This is a genomic window from Rhodococcus sp. OS5, assembly GCF_056837585.1.
Genome location: NZ_CM166368.1, coordinates 4,323,257 through 4,341,670 on the forward strand (window position 1 = coordinate 4,323,257; position 18,414 = coordinate 4,341,670).

Sequence of the window (18,414 nt, forward strand, 5' to 3'; positions counted from 1 at the left end):
AGGCATCAGGTTTTGTCCTTTCCGAGACGACCCAGTGGGCCTTGCGAATGTTCCCATTCAGATGTGGGCATAACCAAGTGCTCGAACCATTGCCAGACAAAAGGTCGGTACTTTGCGATTGCGGCTTGCGAATCCACATTCGGCCTGCGGCGCACTTCTTCACGAAACATATCTGCGATCGGGGACAACACTTCATCGCCGAACCCTCGTAGATCCGAGAGCGATTCCCGCGCCAAGGATTCCAACAACCCGGCCCCGTTCTCGCTACCCAACCCCAGACTGGTCAATAGGTCGGGACGACGGCGTGCCTGCCCTGGGGCGCCGTCCGTCAGAAACATCACGGTCACCAGGAGCCACTCACGATCGATAATTCCTGACCTGATCAGCTCGGCGATGTTCGATCTCGCGTAGTCGCTCGGCCCCAGAATCGAGTGTCTCAAGCCGCTGATCTGTGCGTCACCCACAAATGGAACATGTGGCGCAGCACATCGATCGCGCGCCCAGCGTGAAGCGAAAAGCAACACCACCAACCGATCCAGAACGTCTCTCGACAATTCAGCGATCTCCGCGGCGTTCATCCGGCAGAAGCTGATCAGCGCCGGGCGCATGAGGTCCACCACCCGCTCCAACTCCGCGAATCCCGAGGATGCCCATCGATCAACCAGTCGTACGTGCGCCCAGGACAGCGCCGTCGCGTCGCCGTGGACATCACGCAGACCAATCGTCAACGCCAATCGTCCGACCTCCGCTTCTCGCACCAAATTCGCACAGACGAAACCGATTTCAGGCGGTTGCCGCGATGAGATAATCGTCGACTGTAGGTATCGTGGAGGAACAACATCGGGGAATCGTTGAGCAAGAGTCAACAAATCTTCGTGCAGCAGGTACTCCGGCAAGAACAAACTCGTCGCATCACCTACAAAGTACGACTGGGCCGCTTCAGCGTCATTCTTCGTTCGGCTCTCCCACAGCACCCGCCACAGCGCTAGAGGCACAAACGGAGACCACTCGCCTAGGTGACAGCGAGGTGAATCCGCGACCGTACGAAGTACCAGGTCCGCCACCAACGCGACTGTCGGCTCCTCAACCGCCGTCGCGTTACCGCGAATCCCACCGTCAATTTGCACATCTTCGGTAGGCAGCATCCATACGATCGCTGCACGAGGTACCCGAAAGCCCAGTGGCCGAACAGTAAATGACCCATTCACTCGCTCGTCGACAACGCACCCACGGATCAGCTGTCGTAGCGGAACGCTGATCGCACCAACTGAAGCGGTGAATGTCTGCACTGTCGACTCATCGAGAAGCAAAGGAACGACCGCACGGACAATCAGTGCCCGGACGGGAGCTTCGATCCCTTCGTCGAACAACCCCGCGTTCATGATCAAGTCAGCGAAACGAACGATTTCGATCTCCACCGACTGCGAATTAGCCGACCGCGCAGGCATTGCCTTGATACTCAGCTGATCGAGGAAACCATGGGCGACCGATTGCACCGTTCGTAGCAGCTCGGGAGTCGGCCGAGCGCCCAGCCTTCCAAAGATGTTCCGGAAATCGAAGCCTCTCGTCGACCATCCCGGGGTTTCGCGAACGATTCCGAGAAATCGAAACCATCGCGCTTCGGATTGCTCCGGCGTGAGATTCGGCATCGCGAGGATGCCAAGATACCCCTCCGAAACGCGTTGTTCCTGTTGAATCGCGCCGGATGGCACGACTGACGGAGCATCTCCGCCGCTACCGTCGAATGGGTCCTGCCGAGATCCGTGATATGCGGTTCCGGTTTGCGCAATCGACAGAGCCACCGGTTGCTCGGATCCGATACGGCGAACTGGTGCCTGAACGCGATCGATCACACGGCGTGCCTCGCTCTGAGCGTCACTGAAGATGTCGTTGCGCATGACGAGCTCGGCCAATGGCCACGCGGTTTCAGCGATGGGAACAGGGCCGGCTTCAGCGATGTCATCCAACTGCGTCAACGCCTCGACTGCGGTATCCGGGTCCAGAAATACCGTCTGCGCTAAGACCGACCATTCCGTCACCTCGACTTCTGCATCACGTTCGGTGCGGTGAGATTCGTGGTTGGCTCCGTCCGAGCTATCCAACTCGCCCAACGAGGGTGTCTCGAGCTCGCTCAGTACGACAACACTTCCCGGGAGCTCGAGCTCCGCAAGATCTTCAATCGGCACACACACCAGATGCGCGTTCAATGCTTCGAGGTCTTCCCGACTTGGGTGACGTTCGTAGGTCGAGAAGTAGAATCGCGCAGCAGCTGACGACGCCATCAAGGCACTCACCGCGCCAACCCACAACGCGCCACGATCCGGATCCTCGACGCCGAGAATGACAGTGCCCCGCTTGACGATCGCTTCGTGAACGGCATCGAGCAACACAGAGAGCACGCCGATCCGCCACACACCCGGATCAAGCACGAAGTTCACGATCCTCGACAGCTCGAGGACCTCCCCCTCCGGAAAAGGCTCTGTCTCGACGAGTTCGGATCGAGCCACGAGCTCTGCTCCGAACGGTGTCAACCACCCCGACGAGCGCCACAGCGAAATCGGCCTGCGAAGCGCTGAAAGCAGTGGGGCTCGATCGACGAGCACGTGCACAAAGACGTTGCCTGGTCGACCCGATGCGTCGGAACCCGCCTGCACAGAATGCCAATATGCGACGCTGTCGCCGATCAGTGGGCCGTAGTGCAAACGCCGTGGCCGACCTTCGATTTCTTCTTGCGTCGGAAACGTCGGTAGCGCAACCACAGTCTCGAACCGGGTGTTGATACCGACGCGCACCGCATCTTGCTCGAACTCATCGAGCCCGCCTGCAACAGCCTTGACCTGCCAGCCGCCGAGTACCTGACCCCGTCCAGCCGTCGGTCGATCGAACGACGTATATGTCAACTGACCGAAACGAGGGACTGCTCGCTGATCGCCCGCCAGGGCTCCGGTCGTGAAGTCGGTTTCCGAGAAGCCGCCAGTGGTCATCCTGTTTGCCCGCCCGCAATTTCGCGTCCGTCAACCCAGAGCTTCTCGACAGCTGGGTCGATCAGTGCAAAAGTGCTTCGATGCGTCGGCAGTAGATCGGCAAAGAGACGGACGTAACCGTAGAGTCCTCGAACGTCGGCACTCCACGTCACTCCCCGGTCCGCTCGATTGAGCTGTACCGGCTGGAACTGCTTCGCACGCCCACCTCCGTCCGTACCCGCTGCCCACACATCGACCGCGGTTCCGTCCATCGAACTCAGCGGCAGTCGATTTGCGTTGTAGACCAGGATGAATGGTGGCGAACCATGCGTGTCGCGCTCCGGAGCCAATGCAATGTCGAGCACCAAACCTGCGCTGCGCGCGATGATGTCGTATTGCACGCGAAGGAGTCCTGGATAGTCGACTACGCTCGGGGCACCCAACACCTTGTTACCCGCCGTGTACGAGACGGGCACTACGTGCACCGAGCAACCGTTGGCGGGCAATTGAGATGGGAAATGCAAACCCCCGTCCCGCTCGTATCTGCTCCTTGAGATTTCATGGCCGGCCGGCTGTGCCAGCGCACTTGCCGAATCCATGCCGCGACTGCTGACGTGAACCTCGATGGCTGCTGCACCCTCCGGCCAGGCAAAGGTCAGCAGTTGCTCGGCACAGCGTTCTACGAGACGCAAATGCCGGACGGCGCCCAACGGTCTTGTGGCAGTTACTGTCTTACCAACCTGGACCGCGTTGTCGAGCGTCGTGACTGGTGTGAAGTAAGCGCGCGTCCACCCACGCGGCCACGACACCTCGGCCATCACGCAGTTTCCGGTTTGTGCACCCTTGATCGGATGAATCAGGCGAGCATCACTCGGCAACCCGCCGGACGCCTCCAACGCCCCCTCCGCCAAAACCGATTCCTCGACACCCGGCTTCGGGCCTGTTTCGGTTCGGTAGATGACAACCTTGCCAACTGGAGGGCTGCTCCATTGCAGATCGAAGCGTGGTTCGTCGGCGTCGCCGTAGGTATCGACCGAAAGATCGAGTACCGGTGACAGAATCACCGAGACCTGCACAACCTCCTCGACTGGCGGAGACAGCTCGGTACCGCTCCCAACCGGGACTTCACAGATCGCCCGATATAGATAGCGCTGACCACGCTCGGCGGTAGAGTCCACGAACCCGCCGAGATTGTCGTCGTCGGGGTGAAGTCGAACCTGACCGGCAGACCCGAGGGCGCCCGAAAGAGAAGTCCTCATCACGCGAACGACTGTCACGCCCGGCCAAGTGTCCCAGCGACCAATGATGGTGCCTTCGTCCTCTGAGATCGCCAAATCCACTACTGGACTGATGATCTGAGCGGTGCCCAACAACGTCGGCTGCTCGGAGGCGGCATCGGCGACAGTTCGCCCGACGTGACACCAGACCTGAACAAAGCGCACCGCAGAACTCGGTGGCCGCAAATCAGTCAGCGAAGTTTCCGTGGTCGACCCGAGTAATTCCCCAACTTCTGGCTTGTATGCGGCGTGCTCTTCGCTGGAGACGACGCGATAGACGACTACTTGATCTCCGGCGACCTGAAACGGTTCCCACGCGATGCGGTACCCACCCCGGGACCTCTTCGCCTGTAACTTGGCATCGCTTGTCCCGTCGGTCGAGTAGTCGAATTCGCAAAAATCGTCGGACGTCAGATCCAACGTGTTGCCGATGATCGGCGACGCCGGCGCCGAAACTGCCTCCGCAGGTTGCGAAACCTGCGCCGGGTTCGCTGCGTCGCGGTCCGAACCGCTCTCTTGAACCCCCGCGATTACGTTCGCGATGTGGCCGGCCATTGGTTTGGCCGTGCGTGGGAGCATCGATTCGATCTCCGAGGTGGTTCGCCTGTTGGAGCGCGCAATCTGAGTGAGATGCGCATCCTTGATCACCCCGATTTGAAGTTGATCTTCGGCAATTGCACCCGTCCTCCACTGGAGGAGCGCTTCAAGCACCTGACCGCTCATCGCTCGACTCCTCAGAAGTTCATGCCGTCAATTGACGGCGCCCGGAAGGGATCGGAAACAGGTGATTCAATGGACGAACGTCCGAATCCGCCGAGTGCTTCAGAATCAGGAGACACGGGAATCTCGTACGAATAGTCATCGTCTACGGTTGTGGACGGCTCACCGAATTCGAGTTCCTCGCGCGACAGACCCTCACTGAACTGAGTGGTGACCGCGATCAATCCCAGTCCGAGGCGCACCTGATTCGCTCGCCCACCACATACCGCCGCGCGTCCACTTGTCGAGGCGAGATCCGTGAGCATCGTCCGATCGAAGTATCCGCCTTCCGCGAATTCACCCGAAACTCCAACACCGGCCATGAAACCGTCGATCGACTGCATCGTCGACTGCCCCTCGTCATGCACCTCGACCGACGCCACCAGGTCGCGAATCAAAGACGCCTTGGGTCCGGCGAGTTCTTCTAATGCTCGTTCCCAGACAACATCCGCACCGTCCAGCACAACGTCACCGGCCGCCAACTTGTCAGACCACACGTCAAGAGCTGAACCAGAACCGGTGCCCTGCTTGGTATAAAGCAGTTCCGGATTCTGTCGAACATCCAGACCCAGCGCCCCCACATGATCGCCGGCGGAGCGAGTCAATCCGTCCCACGGTGACGTCATCCACCCAACTGTGAATAGTTCACTTCGTAGTCGTTCGGCGACCTCGGCAATTCGGCCCGGCGCCGGTCGCGCTGATCCGATCCCAGCAGAACGTGGCAGCCCCCAGTCGATTTGACGCGTCGACCCCGACCTTGCCGGCGCCCGTCCGAGAGGCTCGGACAAGAAGGAGCCGAGTGCTGCACTCCAGGACACGTGCTGGCGATAGGCAGCGGAGAGTCGATCCAAGTCGCGCAGTGCGGTGCGAAGGTTCACCTGATCCGCTTCCAATTCACCCGCAGCTCTTCGTTGTCTGTTGATCATCTGGAACAGTTCTTGCTGGCTTCGGTTGAACAGAATGAACAAGCTGGAAAACCAAACGAGCACAGTCACCAACACGATCAGCGTTAGATGCCACCAAAGCAACGCTTCACGGTAGGTCGCGTACCCTGCAGTGCCGAGAATGAGCACGGTGACGAAGGTGATGACCTGTGCCCATCGAGCGAGACTGCGCTGACGCATCCTTATGCCCTCGGACTGGTCCTCGAATCCGGTGTGCGCCCGCAACCTCGAAAGTAAGCCACTGACTTCTGTACGTGCCGCGTGTATTCCGCCTGCCAGAATCTGGCCGAAAGCGAATCCGTACGAACGTCGAATGGTCTGCCCCCAAGCATCGACTGCGCTGGCTGTTCGACGAGCTTCCAAGCCCAGAACTTGATCTTGCTCGAGTTCACGCAACTGCGAACGGAATTCGGAGATAGCCAGCACGTCGTGAGCGTCCAAGCTCGAGACGCCGGTACTAGCCGCGATGATTCCTGGTACCTCGGTGAATCGTTGAGCCCTGCCCGGAACAATATCGCTGGCAGTGCGAATGACGGCGCGATTTGCACCGACTTGAATGGGTGTCAACCCCTGTGACCGCTCACCCGCATCCGCCAAAGTCAAGGCGCCAGCGCAATAGTCGTTCCACAGCCTCGAGAGGTCTGTGGCTGCGGAGTGGTGACGACTCTCGGTTCCTGGATCCAATGCCGTCATCATCTGATGGGACGCTTCACTGAAATCGTTCCACTTCACCGAACGCCCATCGGGTCCCACACCGTTGACGACAATCGTGTACGCAGATGAATCGGAACCGAATACCGCTGAGTTGACCGTTGACGCGACAGCTCCCGAAATGCCCTTCGACACTCGGTTGTAGAAAGCCATCGGAGCGTTGCGCAGAGCTGAACCCATGAAACTGAAGAACATGACCAACGCTCGCCACAGCCCGATCGCCTGCGACCCCACGTCTGTTGGTTTCGGCACACGAACCCCGACGAGCATGCCGCGATGCTTTGTCCACAGGTTCTGGGCCATCGTCCCGGTAGCCAAGGGAACGTCCTCGACATAGACCACGCTGCCGCCCGCATCCAAAGGCAGCGGCAGTGGCCCACCTATATCGAGTACTCGCTCCCGCAGATCGTGCTCGGCACCCGACGTCTCCAACCTCCGATAGAACGAACGCACCAGGCGAATCGCATCGCCCGGAACGATATGGATGTCGTCAAACGGGGCATGATGAACGTGAGCCCACAAACCGGCGATTCCGGCGACAACCGGAGCCGCGCTTCGTCCGATCTCGATCGGGTCCGTAGTCGGGAAAAGGGATACGTGACCCATGCCTGGACCATTCGAATCCTCGGGAGCAATCAACAGATTGTGCCAACCCGCGAGGGCCGGAGCCGCCGAGTCCGGCACCCGTAAACCACCGCGAGTAAGTATCATCCTCATTCGAACCAGCTGCGCGCTACCCGAGTTGGACACCAGCATATCCGCCACCGCACGTTCGGAATCGACTCGAACCGTCCGAGCACCCTCGATGAAGGGCACCAGGACACAGAGCCTGACCCGCGCAACCCTCGTCGACGCCAATACGTCCTGTAATGCGACCTTGGCTGTCTCACCGCCTTCGACCGACAGGGCACGCACACCCGGGACACCGGAGAGTCCTTCATCTTCGTCGATCCACAAGAAGGGGTCGAGCAGCCCCGCTGCCGACAGGTCCGTGAGGACGTCACGTACGCCGTCGGACGGCCCGTTCGACGCGAGAAAAACCGTCAACACACTCATGTCAGAACTGTCCTAAGTCGGGAATCACGATGTCGTTGTCTCCGTAACCGGCCGAAGGCATTGCGGGAATGCCGGTTTGAACCGGCCGGAGCGCTGCCTCTTCGCATTCCTTGACCATCGACGACAATTCGGCCGTGGCCCAGAAGACGTCTGGTGCGAGGTCTCGAAAAATCGGGGTCTTGGCAGCTTGACCCCTAGATGTAATCAGGGAAAAGGTGCCACCCCCGGCCGCTCCGCCTTCTCCTGGAGCCATGTAGTGATGGCCGGCAAATGCGTTCAGGCGATCGAGCCACTCGATAGTCTTCGCGCTGCGTTCCTCAATCGTGGAAGCGTGGCCGGACTCAGGTACCGCTGATGGCCACCCTGTTTGTGTGTCGCCTGTGCGCAGCCAGTCCGTCATCGCGGCCTTTGCTGAGATTTCGTTGATCCCGCGCGCCGGATCCTCCAGCGTCGCATCATAAATCGATCTCAGCGCCCGATACGGATACAGCGAGGACATCACCGGCTGCTGATGCGACTGAGCCATCGCCAGCAGCACCGACTCGAGGACGGCCGGCAACCAGTCGTTGTTAGCGCCGAAACGAGATGGAGGTGTAAGCAACGGATTGGGGAAGTCCAGCCATGCACTGTCGGACGCTGACCACACGCGGACAGGTTCAATAAAAGGCGGCGCTGGAATTCGGATCCGACCGAGCACCAAGCCGAGGAACCAGCCTGCCGTCATCGCACGGCGCTCGTTCTCGTGCATCGGCAACGAGGCTGCCAATGGCCTGGACCGGCGCATAGACCAGAACGCCTCCTGCTGCGAGGGCGTCGAGTCAGCCCATTGTTTCGCGGCCGGCTTGAGTACCGAGTCGTAAGCAAGCGGTGAGTAGTTCGGGTACGAACCAAAAATGTCGAGCCTTTTGAGCCCGCCCTCGTCAGTCAGAACACGACCGAAGCCGTCCGCGGTCTCACGGTCGATCTTCGGATTATGACTGATCACCTGCTCCAGCAAGTCCGAGACGGGCAAGTTGAGAAACGGCACAGCGGAGAACTTGTATCGGTAGGCGATCTGCTGACCCGGATGGAGCGCTTCCATTGCCTGCTGGTTGACGCTGGCCAAAGGACGAGCCAGTGAAAGCGCTTCACCGAACTTCGAAATCAGAAGCGAAGTTCGTTGCGACAGTTCGTATTCTGGCACGCCGGCCGCCACGATGTAGTCCCGCAATGTGACTTTGCAGAACCGGTCGAAAGATTCGCCTGTCCGTGAAACATATGACCTGGCACGTCCTAGCAACTCACCGCTACGCAAGTGAATGTCGTAGCGAGCAGCCGAGGGAATGAGCGCTTCGTTGGTTGACGGATTGACTGGAAACGCTTTGGATCGCCAGGTCGCGGTCCGTTCGATCAACGGCACGACCTGGCCCGGCGCTCGCGAGCCGTCGGTCGTGGGCCAGAGTCCCGTGACGACGCGCCTCGCTGCGATCTGGACGGCAGATTCGAATGGAGGTGGCACGGCTGAGTCGTCCGCAACCGCCATCGGAAGGTCACTTCGGTACTGCGACAAGAACTCCGATGACGGCGTCAGCATGACCTCGTTGTTGGCCTCGGCAAATCGCTGCGGAACACGTTCCGCGGCATCGGACGGCCACGCTGCGTACTGATCTGTCTCCAATCGTGCCAGCCCGACATCGATAGCCGGCGACTTACTCGCGATTCGCAACACGGTCTGAGACTCGTTGAGCGCAGTCAACAGCGGCGTCATGATCTCGGGGACCAGCGCTGCCGCAACGTCGCGGACCTTGCCTGAGAGGGTCGAATATATCTGCCGATTGACATTCTGTTGATATTCGACGACCACAGAATCGATGACTGCTCGGCTCATCGGGATCGTACCGTTGAGGCTTGCGAGGGTTCCCGTTACGCCGGGCGTCGGAGCTGCGATGTCTGCAGGTGACAACTTCGACAGATCTTCGGCGGCTGGACGGATAACGTCGCGCAGATAGACCGCAATACGATTGACAATGGCTGTGGCGTATGGCAATCCGAGAGTGGCCACGGCTTCGGCGACCGTAGACTCAATGTTGTGGACGATACGATCTTGCCACCCGAAAGCGTACAGAAGTGCGGCGTTGTCAGACGCTGTCCGCAAGGCCGTAGAACGCCCACGAACAGCATGGTGGACGTCGGGAACCCACTGCTTGGCGTTCATGCCGTCCCCGGACGGAATGAACGGGCGAAGTTGCGTTTCGACGATCTGGCGAGACATCCGACCAACCTCATCCCAAGGCAACACAGTCCCGGTAATCCATCCACCGACATTCGCAGGTGAAGCACCACCTCCTGCATTCCGATCGGACAGTCCGACACGTGCCAGGATCGACGGCCACTGACTGTCGAGGATGGAGTTGACCTGCTCTTCATCGGACGCCGGGTTACCCCGCTGAAGGTGACCGTCCAGCAGTCGATCGACACTACTGCGAGCGAGCCGCTGGGCGGCGTACTCGGCGTACCGGTCGCGGCCCATACTCAAACTCGAGAACCCGAAAGTGCCCCACGGCAGGCTGTCCCATGCCCCGGCGCCCCATCCGATGTGCTCGCGCAACCCCGCCAACCCACCACCGTTGGTCAAGTCGTACTGGATAAACTGCCGAGTAGCGGCACCACTCATCATCAGACCCGAGAGACCTCGCCCCAGACCGCGATAGATCGCGTTCTGCGAACCGTCACCGAACGGTGCGCCTTCGGTTCCGACTCGGCGGCCGACTGGGAAAACCCGAGCGAAGGGCACTTCGGCTCCGTCACCGTTCTGCTGGCCCAAAGCTTTCAGGATCGCAACGTCGTGCTCACGCGCGGAACCCATTTGGCTCGCGACGATTTCCCCGAGCATTGCGAGGGCGTTGGCGCTCACCCCGGTAGTGGCGCTTTTGCCCAACCCGTCGAAAATGTCGGGGGCAACCATGAACACACCCATCATCCGAGGATCCAGACGGGGTACGAGGGTGAGAAGTCGGCAGACGTCCAAAGCCATCGACGCTCCCGCACCGCCGGCCATTGAAGAGACCACAAGTACGATCGGGGACTCGCCCGGGTCGAACGAACCACCACCAGGGACATCGAGCGCGCGCATTTCGGTCTCGGTCGCCACCGTGAACAGTGTGTCCCAAGCTCGCTGCAACACTTCGCTGATCCCGGTTGTCTTACTCAACGTGATCATGCGGCCGAGAGCCCGGAACTGACCTGCGCCAGAACCGATCGGCACAGGCACATTCCGCGGATCGCGAGGCGCCCACGTGGCGATCGAGCTCAACTGTTGACGCGCGACCAGCTGGTTCGAGAGTGCGTTGTCCAGGACCGCATATGAATCTCCTTGCGGCCCGCTTCCGAAATATGTGCCGCCCTGATCGCGCACGTTGTTGAGACCGTCGGGCCCAGTCTCTGGAGCAGTCGGCACATCGAGGCTCACGAATTGCCAGCCGGCAGGGATCTTTTCGATACCAGCGGCGGCGAGATCAGAGCGCAGCTGATCCATCATGTAGGACAGCGTGACTGCTCCCGAACCACCGCAACCTACTACCAGGAAACGCCTCATACCGATCCTCTCGAAATGATGATGCTGAACGTCATTACCTGACACGCCCATCCGGTGGCGCGAAAGGGTCGAACCCGCTCGGTGGCGCGAAAGGATCGGGAGCATCCGTGATCCTCGTGGCCGTATCGCCGCCTGTTCCACCGCCTTGTGCTCCGGAAGGCCCACCGAATGGGTCGCCCCGTCGGGAATATTGCTGCTCGGATGCAGCACCCGGCGATTCTCCGTCGGAGCCCGATCCTTCACCGAACTGAGTCCGCAAGTGTGTGACCGCCGCTGGAACACTCCGCCTGGCGTCCTCGATCAAGGCGTCCACACGAGCCGAATCGGAATCAGTGCCTACAAGCAAGAGGAGCACCGCCGCCTCAGCGGGACCTGAAGGATCGTGGAAGACAACCCAAGTGTTGTGAACCGCCAAGGGAAGTCGTCCGTCTCCTTGTCGATCGGTGGCGGGCAGAACGCTCGACGCGCCACGCATTCCCGGCACGGACGCACTCACGTACCCGGCACCTATTGGCGACCATCCAATCCGCGTCCGCAACTGAACCCCGTCGGCGTCCAGAACCCGTGCGGACTTGTGCATTCCACGCACCGATTCCACCAAATCGCGTTCATCCAACTCGAAAGGACGCCCCGCGCGAAGGATGGCCCCTTCGCGGACTTCGATCGGAATCTGACGGGCCTTGAGTCCCACTGCCGGAATCTTTGCGGTCATCCACTTCGCCCCGTACAAAAACACCAACGGGATACCCGGCCCGAGCAGCAACGCTAAAACAAGAGTCACCCAGAAGCGTGCGGAATCGACAGGCTTCTGTACGTCCGCGCTGAATTGAACCGGAACCGTGATCTCGCGGTCGCTCTCGCCCTCAGGTGAAACCATCAGCGAAAGTGTTCCACTGACAGTGCCGTTAACCGCGTTCTCGATCGACAGGGAGACCGGCAGTCCCGCGTCGGATTCGGCGCAATCCGATCGCACATCACCGTTCGCACCAACCACAGTGAATGTTCCGATACCGTCTGGCACGCCGGTGAGCGCCACAGGGGTACCTGGATCGAAACGAACGCAGCCTGGCCCTGTCACACTGATCGTGCGATCGAAGCTCCCGGCACCCTCCAGCGTGCCGAAATCGATACGCGCTGGCACCGACGGATATCCTATAGGTGGAGCGATCTGAAGCGGAATGTCGACTGACTGAGGCGTCAGCTCAGTGCCGGGCTCGACACCGCCGTCAGCCCGCGTCGCGTCTGCCGTAGTCACATTCAATGTGAGCCGCAAGATCGAACTACCGGCAGGCACCTCTGAAAGGTCCAGCTCTACCGAGTCTCCAATTCGATCTTTGAGGAGCGGCTCAGCGACTTCATGCGTCTGACCCGCTGAATCAATAATCGCGACAGACAAGAGCGCTTTGCCGAGGAGAGTCGCGGGGTCAATCGGCTTGCGATCGGCCCCCACGACACCAAGTTCGACAGCACTCGTCTTCTCCCCTGAATGAACTGCCGTCGTTTTTTGCCCGAGCCAAGCGGGATACAGGTTTCCGGAGATGTGGATGTTCGACTTCGAACGAGCTTGCAACGCTTCTCCGGTCGGATCCACGAATGCCAGAGCCCACACTCCCTGCCACTGAACCGAATCGGCGTCAGACATCGCAAAGGAGATCGAGTTAGGAGATTCCCATCGGTATTCGACCTCGACCCCGCCGAGACGACCACGGCCGTCCTCCCCAATGGCCGTCAGAGGCAGCGGCAACTTCTCACTATTCGGCGCTACCAGGGTCGGAACCAGTCCAACCGCGTCAGTGAAACCTAGAACGTTAACCGCGCTGATCGATCGGTCGAGAACAAACCTGTGCTTGCCTTCCTCGCAAACTTCACGCGAACAGACACCGCTTTCCTGTGAAAGCGGTGCTTGGCCCGGTGTACTCAAGGTGTCGAAGGCAAAAAGAAGATCGTCGATGTTCTCCGCGAGAAAGAACTCTCCAGGCGATGGAGCCTGAACCCTGCCGCACGTTGCGCTATCCGGAGCCAAACCTGCGGTGATCGATCGCATGAGGTCGAAATCCTGGGCTACGGAAGTTCCCGCGGCAAGGCCGATTCCGAATACCTTGACACCAACACTACGAAGCTGGTCGGCTATACCAGCGGGGCGACAAATCGACTCAGTCGCCGCCGCGATCACTTGGTTCACTCCGATACCCGAATTCAGAGACGCCCCCGGTGCATACGGCTTGCTCTCGTCGCGCTCCGAAAAATCGAGCTTTCCGTCAGAGAACCACGCCACGGCTTGGCAACGGTTGGAACCATCCGAGGTACGCGGGCGGTCGGCGAGCGTTCCTCGCGCGCCCTCCAAGGCGTTCCAGTAGTCCGTGTCGATGCCCTGGTTTCGATTCCGAAACGAATCCACGGACTTTTGCAATTCAGGGAGCGAACCGGCGTTCAGTGGCGTCCATGACGATTGGAGGTTGTACTCACTGGAAAATCCTGCGATTGCGACATTGAGATCGACTGCTGCGGTGGAACCGAATGCGGTCAGCCGATCCAGGAGAAAGTTAGCGGCACTTACTCGCGCAGCTTCGGGATCGGAAGCCTGCAAACTCGACGATTCGTCGATCAGGAGGAGCAGGTCGCCGGTTTGCTGGGATGCAAGGCAGGAACCGAAGTCCCCCACCGCCGAATCTGAACCGTCGGACGGCAGCGCCGATGCAGCACCAGTCCCGGTCACGAAATTGAGGGCGAGTAACCCGAAAACCAACAGCGCACCGGTGCGCACTTTACTCACAGCCGTCCAATCCAATCTGCGATATTCCATGCACTGATCAAAACGCCGGCACAGGAAATGACGAGTACAGCGCGGACCACCCATGGGATCCACACCGGTTGTGAGTAGAACGCACTCGCTCGTGCACGGGTATCACGCACTGTGAATGCTGCGAGAACGCCTATCGCGACAATGCCGCTGAGAGTCCAGGCAACGACGGCCAAAGTCCCCGATGCGAAGGAGCAGAGCGCAATGACAACGCCGACCACCGCCACAAAGCCCGCAGCGCTCAACCAAACGACCGGCGGGGTCACGGCACGAACGGTTGCCGGTCCGACGTCAGAACCGAAAGGTCCCGGACCACTACTCGAATATTGTGGACTCAAGCCTGACTGCGCAAACTCCGAGGGCGCCAACTCCGAGGGCGCGAAGCCTCGGTGATTGCCCGGATCTTGATCGAACGCCCCCGAAAATCTGGTGAAATCGGCCGAATCAGGCTCTCGCCGAGTCCCCGAATCTGTTTCCGGGCGCGAATAGTCACTGAAGTCGAACGGGTCGGGTGAACTCGCCAACGAAGCACTCCTTGCAATGAATGATTGAAACGGGTCTTCCAAAACTGGAGGGCTTTCGAAACAACAGGTCGTCCAGACCGCCTACGGCACTCGGTCTCCCACATAGTCTCACTACGTGCGTCAGAAAGTGATCACCGCTGGACGACCGATGGCAGTTGCACGAGGACATATCACCACATGTGTCGGACATATTTCGCGCCGACCCGCAAAAGAGAGGAAGTTCGCGTCGACAATCATCGCAACAAGTAGTACTAAAGTATGATTCTCGATCGATTCAGTAACAGTAGAGGATAAGCACAACACTCATCCGCCGATTCCTTTCACCTATTTTCATGCGATTCTCGCCCCGACGAGTTGGTGTCAGTCTTCTTCGCCGGTGATCGCCTCACACCAGTCTTCGACCTGATCGATCCCCTCTTCCGTCCATTCCGGGCTCATGTCTTCGAGTGCATCGAAGACAACCTCGCAGGTCAGCATCTCCGGTGAACCCTCCGACCCCGCTGCCTCGGTTCGCTCCGCAGACGCTGTCGCAACTGGGCCGGCGGCCAGCGCAACCGCCATCGCGCCTGTTCCGACCATCGCTTTCACACGCATCGGTTCTCCTCCTTCACTCTCGCTTCGGTCCTCGGGGTACCCGACTCGCCCCGCGCTACCCATCCCCGTCACTCATGTCCGACTTTCGGCGCCGACGGCATAGACTGAGCTCGTCGCCACCACGCTCTCGCAGCGTCGGGGGCGACAGATACACAGCTGGATCAGAATCGGAAGGCATCCCATTACAGAATCTCCCGCTCCGCACGACATCTACTTCGTACCTCCGGAGCAGGACAGCCCCAATCCTGTGGAGCCGGCGTCGGCCGCGTCACGCGCACGGATGGGCGAGCTACCCGAGACCGTCCGATTCAAGAATCGTTTTGCCCTCGCGATCACGACCACCACGCCGCTCGAAGCGATGGTCGAAGATCTCCTCTTCATCCGCGACATCCTCGACGCCGCAGGAATCGAGTATCTACTCGTCCGCGGAAACGACGAGCGCCCGGTCATCGCGGTCAGCTGGACGGAACGCAAGAACCTGCGGCAGGCACTTGTCGAGGGATGCGCAAACGCACCCTTCTATTCCAAAACCGTCGACGCGAAGAAGAGTCCAGCGCTCCTTGTCGCGGACGGTGCCCTGTCGAAAACCAACAAGTCACGGATCTTCCGCTTGTTCCGTCCGAGGGTTCACGTCGCAAGCGGTATGAACTACGGCGCGAACATCGGCGTTCAGATCGAATTGTGGTCGATTTCCGACGAAGAAATCGTCCTACCCGTCGAGAACTCACTGACACGACGAACCGTCCTCCCCGAAGAAGCTGTCCGAGGAACCGTCGAGCGATTCGGCCGGATCTGGCCGACCATCGAGAACATGTTCGCCGATCATGCCTCCGATATCAGCTTCGATATCGATCTTGTCTTTTCCTGGGTCGACGGTTCTTCCAAAGAGTTTCAGGCTCAGCGCGCCAAGCGCATGCAGAACTACATCGTCGGCGAGGGCGACGAATCAGAAGCGCGCTTCCGTCAGATCGACGAGCTCAAATACGCACTTAGATCTATCCACATGTACGCGCCGTGGATCCGGCGGATCTTCGTCGCAACCGATTCCGATCGTCCGGACTGGCTTGCCGACGATCCGCGAGTCACGTTCATGCCCAGCGAAAAGTTCTTCGCCGATCCAAGTGTGTTGCCCACCCACAATTCTCAAGCTGTCGAGTGCCAGCTGCACCATATTCCGGGTCTGGCAGAGCATTTCCTCTACTCCAATGACGACATGTTCTTCGGTCGCCCCGTCGGCCCTGACATGTTCTTCTCCCCCGGTGGGATCAGCATGTTCATCGAGGCCGACACCAGAATCGGATTGGGACACAACGACAACGACCGCAGCGGGTTCGAGAATGCGGCCCGCGTCAACCGCCGTCTGCTGCAGGACCGCTTCGGTCTGATGACCACCAGACATCTGGAGCACGCAGCGACGCCACTACGCAAGAGCGTGATGGCCGAGATGGAACGCGAGTTCGCCGAAGACTTCGCGGCCACTGCAGCAAGCACCTTCCGCGCGAGTTCCAATATCTCGGTGACCAATTCGCTGTACCACTACTACACGCTCATGAGTGGACGGTCGGTGGTGCAGAAGTCCGCCGCCGTCAAATACGTCGACACGACGGTCAAGGCCGGTTTGCGCGACATGGACTCACTGCTCGCCAAGCGCTCCATGGACTTCTTCTGCCTCAACGACGGCAGCGCTCCGGAGATCGATCTGGAACTTCGGACACGCAAGATCACGGAGTTCCTGGAGAGCTACTACCCCATCCCGGCGCCCTGGGAAGCCTAGACGAAACAAGGGCCCAGCCGATTTCGGCTGGGCCCTTGCTACTTCGGTCGATCAGCGTGCTGTCACATGCTCCCGTTGCACCGGAATGGGCAGACCGAGATTGTCACGCAACGTCGTTCCTTCGTAGTCACTGCGGAGAACACCTCGATCCTGCAGCAGCGGCACCACGTCGTCGACGAACTCGTCGAGGCCGGTCGGCACAAGGTGCGACCCGAGGATGAACCCATCCGAACCGTCGTTGCTGACAAACGAATCTATTTTCTCGGCAACCTGCTGCGGTGTACCGACGATCGGTCCACGCTCGAACTGATCGATCACCACTTCGCGCAGATTCAACTTCTTGCTCTCCGCTACCGCGCGCAGTTTTGCGACGGTCGCGAAACGATCTTGGTGAATGAAGGCGCGGCCCTGGATGATCGGCGGAGCCTCGGGATCCGGAGCGATATCGGGTAGTGGTCCTTCGGGGTCGTACTTCGACAGATCGAGATTCCAGATCTGTTCGAGCAGAACCAAAGCGGTCTGGCCGGTGACCTGCTGGTCGCGAATCTCTCGGTACTTCTCGATCGCATCTGCCTCCGAGGTGCCGAGAACAAAACTCGCCGACGGCAGGATCTTGATGTCACCCGGGTCACGTCCGGCCGCAACGGCACGTGCTTTGATATCGCGATAGAAATCGGCCGCCTCGGGCAACTGACCGTACGGTGAGAAGATCGCGTCGGCATTGCCGGCAGCAAAATCGCGCCCCTGCGGCGACACCCCGGCCTGCAGAATAACCGGGCGCCCTTGCGGGCTACGCGGCACTGTGAATCGGCCGTTCACGTCGAAATGCGATCCATGAAAAGCGAATTCACCGGCATCCGGTCGCGCGAGAAAGCGCCCTGATGCCTTGTCGGCCACGATGTCGTCGCTTCGCCACGAATCCCACAGTTCACGCACCAGCGCTACGGTCTCCTCCGCACGCTCGTATCGTTGCGCGCGGTCGAGGTATCCGCCGCGGCGAAAGTTCTGGCCGGTGAATGCGTCGAACGAGGTGACGACGTTCCAGGCGGCACGTCCTCCGGACAACTGATCGAGCGTCGCGAATTGGCGGGCCAGTTCGTACGGCTCGTTGAACGTGGCATTGATAGTGCCGGCCAATCCGAGGTGTTCGGTTACCGCCGCCAACGATGCAAGGACCGTGAAGGTGTCCGGCCTACCGATGATGTCCTGATCGAAAATCTGTCCTGCACGCTCACGAAGGGCAAGGCCTTCGGCGAGGAAGAAGAAGTCGAACTTCCCACGCTCGGCGGTTCGAGCGGTGTGTTCAAAGGAATCGAACTCGATCTGGCTGCCCGCCTGCGGATCCCACCATGCAGTGTGATGGTTGACGCCGCCGAGGTAGGCACCCAGGATGACCTGCTTACGCTTCTGAGAACTCATGAAAATGTATTCCTCGTCT

General features: G+C 59.9%; 9 protein-coding genes. 1 reads left to right on the forward strand and 8 read right to left on the reverse strand.

Annotated features, from left to right (window positions below; genetic code table 11):
• Nucleotides 1-5: 5 nt before the first annotated feature.
• The 7 genes from ACVZUB_RS20080 to ACVZUB_RS20110 all read right to left on the reverse strand — a co-directional run bounded on the left by ACVZUB_RS20080 (nucleotide 6) and on the right by ACVZUB_RS20110 (nucleotide 15,202).
• Nucleotides 6-2,984, reverse strand: coding sequence for a GAP1-N2 domain-containing protein (locus ACVZUB_RS20080; RefSeq protein WP_482627695.1), 2,979 nt, complete (start codon nucleotides 2,982-2,984; stop codon nucleotides 6-8).
• Complete coding sequence (locus ACVZUB_RS20085; RefSeq protein ID WP_162114794.1) at nucleotides 2,981-4,963, reverse strand: SaeA-related protein; 1,983 nt, start codon at nucleotides 4,961-4,963, stop codon at nucleotides 2,981-2,983. Before ACVZUB_RS20085 ends, ACVZUB_RS20080 begins: the two co-directional genes overlap by 4 nt.
• Before the next feature lie 11 nt (nucleotides 4,964-4,974).
• Nucleotides 4,975-7,710, reverse strand: a complete 2,736-nt coding sequence (locus ACVZUB_RS20090; protein WP_081558134.1) for a hypothetical protein — start codon at nucleotides 7,708-7,710, stop codon at nucleotides 4,975-4,977.
• Between the two features lies 1 nt (nucleotide 7,711).
• Nucleotides 7,712-11,284: a tubulin-like doman-containing protein gene (locus ACVZUB_RS20095; protein WP_162114793.1), complete on the reverse strand. Its 3,573-nt coding sequence runs from the start codon at nucleotides 11,282-11,284 to the stop codon at nucleotides 7,712-7,714.
• 34 nt (nucleotides 11,285-11,318) lie between these two features.
• Nucleotides 11,319-14,057, reverse strand: coding sequence for a vWA domain-containing protein (locus ACVZUB_RS20100; protein WP_338477636.1), 2,739 nt, complete (start codon nucleotides 14,055-14,057; stop codon nucleotides 11,319-11,321).
• Entirely contained in the window at nucleotides 14,054-14,608 is a 555-nt protein-coding gene (locus ACVZUB_RS20105) for a hypothetical protein (protein ID WP_156888934.1), read from the reverse strand. The genes ACVZUB_RS20100 and ACVZUB_RS20105 overlap by 4 nt, the downstream gene beginning before the upstream one ends.
• A 360-nt stretch (nucleotides 14,609-14,968) precedes the next feature.
• Nucleotides 14,969-15,202: a hypothetical protein gene (locus tag ACVZUB_RS20110; protein ID WP_007729258.1), complete on the reverse strand. Its 234-nt coding sequence runs from the start codon at nucleotides 15,200-15,202 to the stop codon at nucleotides 14,969-14,971.
• Nucleotides 15,203-15,482: 280 nt separating this feature from the next.
• Between ACVZUB_RS20110 and ACVZUB_RS20115 the strand changes: the two genes are divergently transcribed.
• Nucleotides 15,483-16,976 carry a stealth family protein gene (locus tag ACVZUB_RS20115; RefSeq protein ID WP_020970156.1) on the forward strand — a complete coding sequence of 498 codons (1,494 nt, stop codon included), beginning with the start codon at nucleotides 15,483-15,485 and terminating at the stop codon, nucleotides 16,974-16,976.
• A gap of 51 nt (nucleotides 16,977-17,027) precedes the next feature.
• On the opposite strand, the gene ACVZUB_RS20120 is transcribed toward ACVZUB_RS20115, so the two are convergent.
• Nucleotides 17,028-18,395 (reverse strand): NtaA/DmoA family FMN-dependent monooxygenase, encoded by a 1,368-nt coding sequence (locus ACVZUB_RS20120; protein ID WP_007729254.1) that lies wholly within the window; start codon nucleotides 18,393-18,395, stop codon nucleotides 17,028-17,030.
• Nucleotides 18,396-18,414: the final 19 nt, after the last annotated feature.

Excerpts from the sequence above, each read along its gene's own strand:
- ACVZUB_RS20115 (WP_020970156.1), top strand. The coding sequence starts at position 15,483 with ATGGGCGAGCTACCCGAGACCGTCCGATTCAAGAATCGTTTTGCCCTC.
- ACVZUB_RS20080 (WP_482627695.1), bottom strand. The coding sequence starts at position 2,984 with ATGACCACTGGCGGCTTCTCGGAAACCGACTTCACGACCGGAGCCCTG.
- ACVZUB_RS20120 (WP_007729254.1), bottom strand. The coding sequence starts at position 18,395 with ATGAGTTCTCAGAAGCGTAAGCAGGTCATCCTGGGTGCCTACCTCGGC.
- ACVZUB_RS20090 (WP_081558134.1), bottom strand. The coding sequence starts at position 7,710 with ATGAGTGTGTTGACGGTTTTTCTCGCGTCGAACGGGCCGTCCGACGGC.
- ACVZUB_RS20085 (WP_162114794.1), bottom strand. The coding sequence starts at position 4,963 with ATGAGCGGTCAGGTGCTTGAAGCGCTCCTCCAGTGGAGGACGGGTGCA.
- ACVZUB_RS20110 (WP_007729258.1), bottom strand. The coding sequence starts at position 15,202 with ATGCGTGTGAAAGCGATGGTCGGAACAGGCGCGATGGCGGTTGCGCTG.
- ACVZUB_RS20095 (WP_162114793.1), bottom strand. The coding sequence starts at position 11,284 with ATGAGGCGTTTCCTGGTAGTAGGTTGCGGTGGTTCGGGAGCAGTCACG.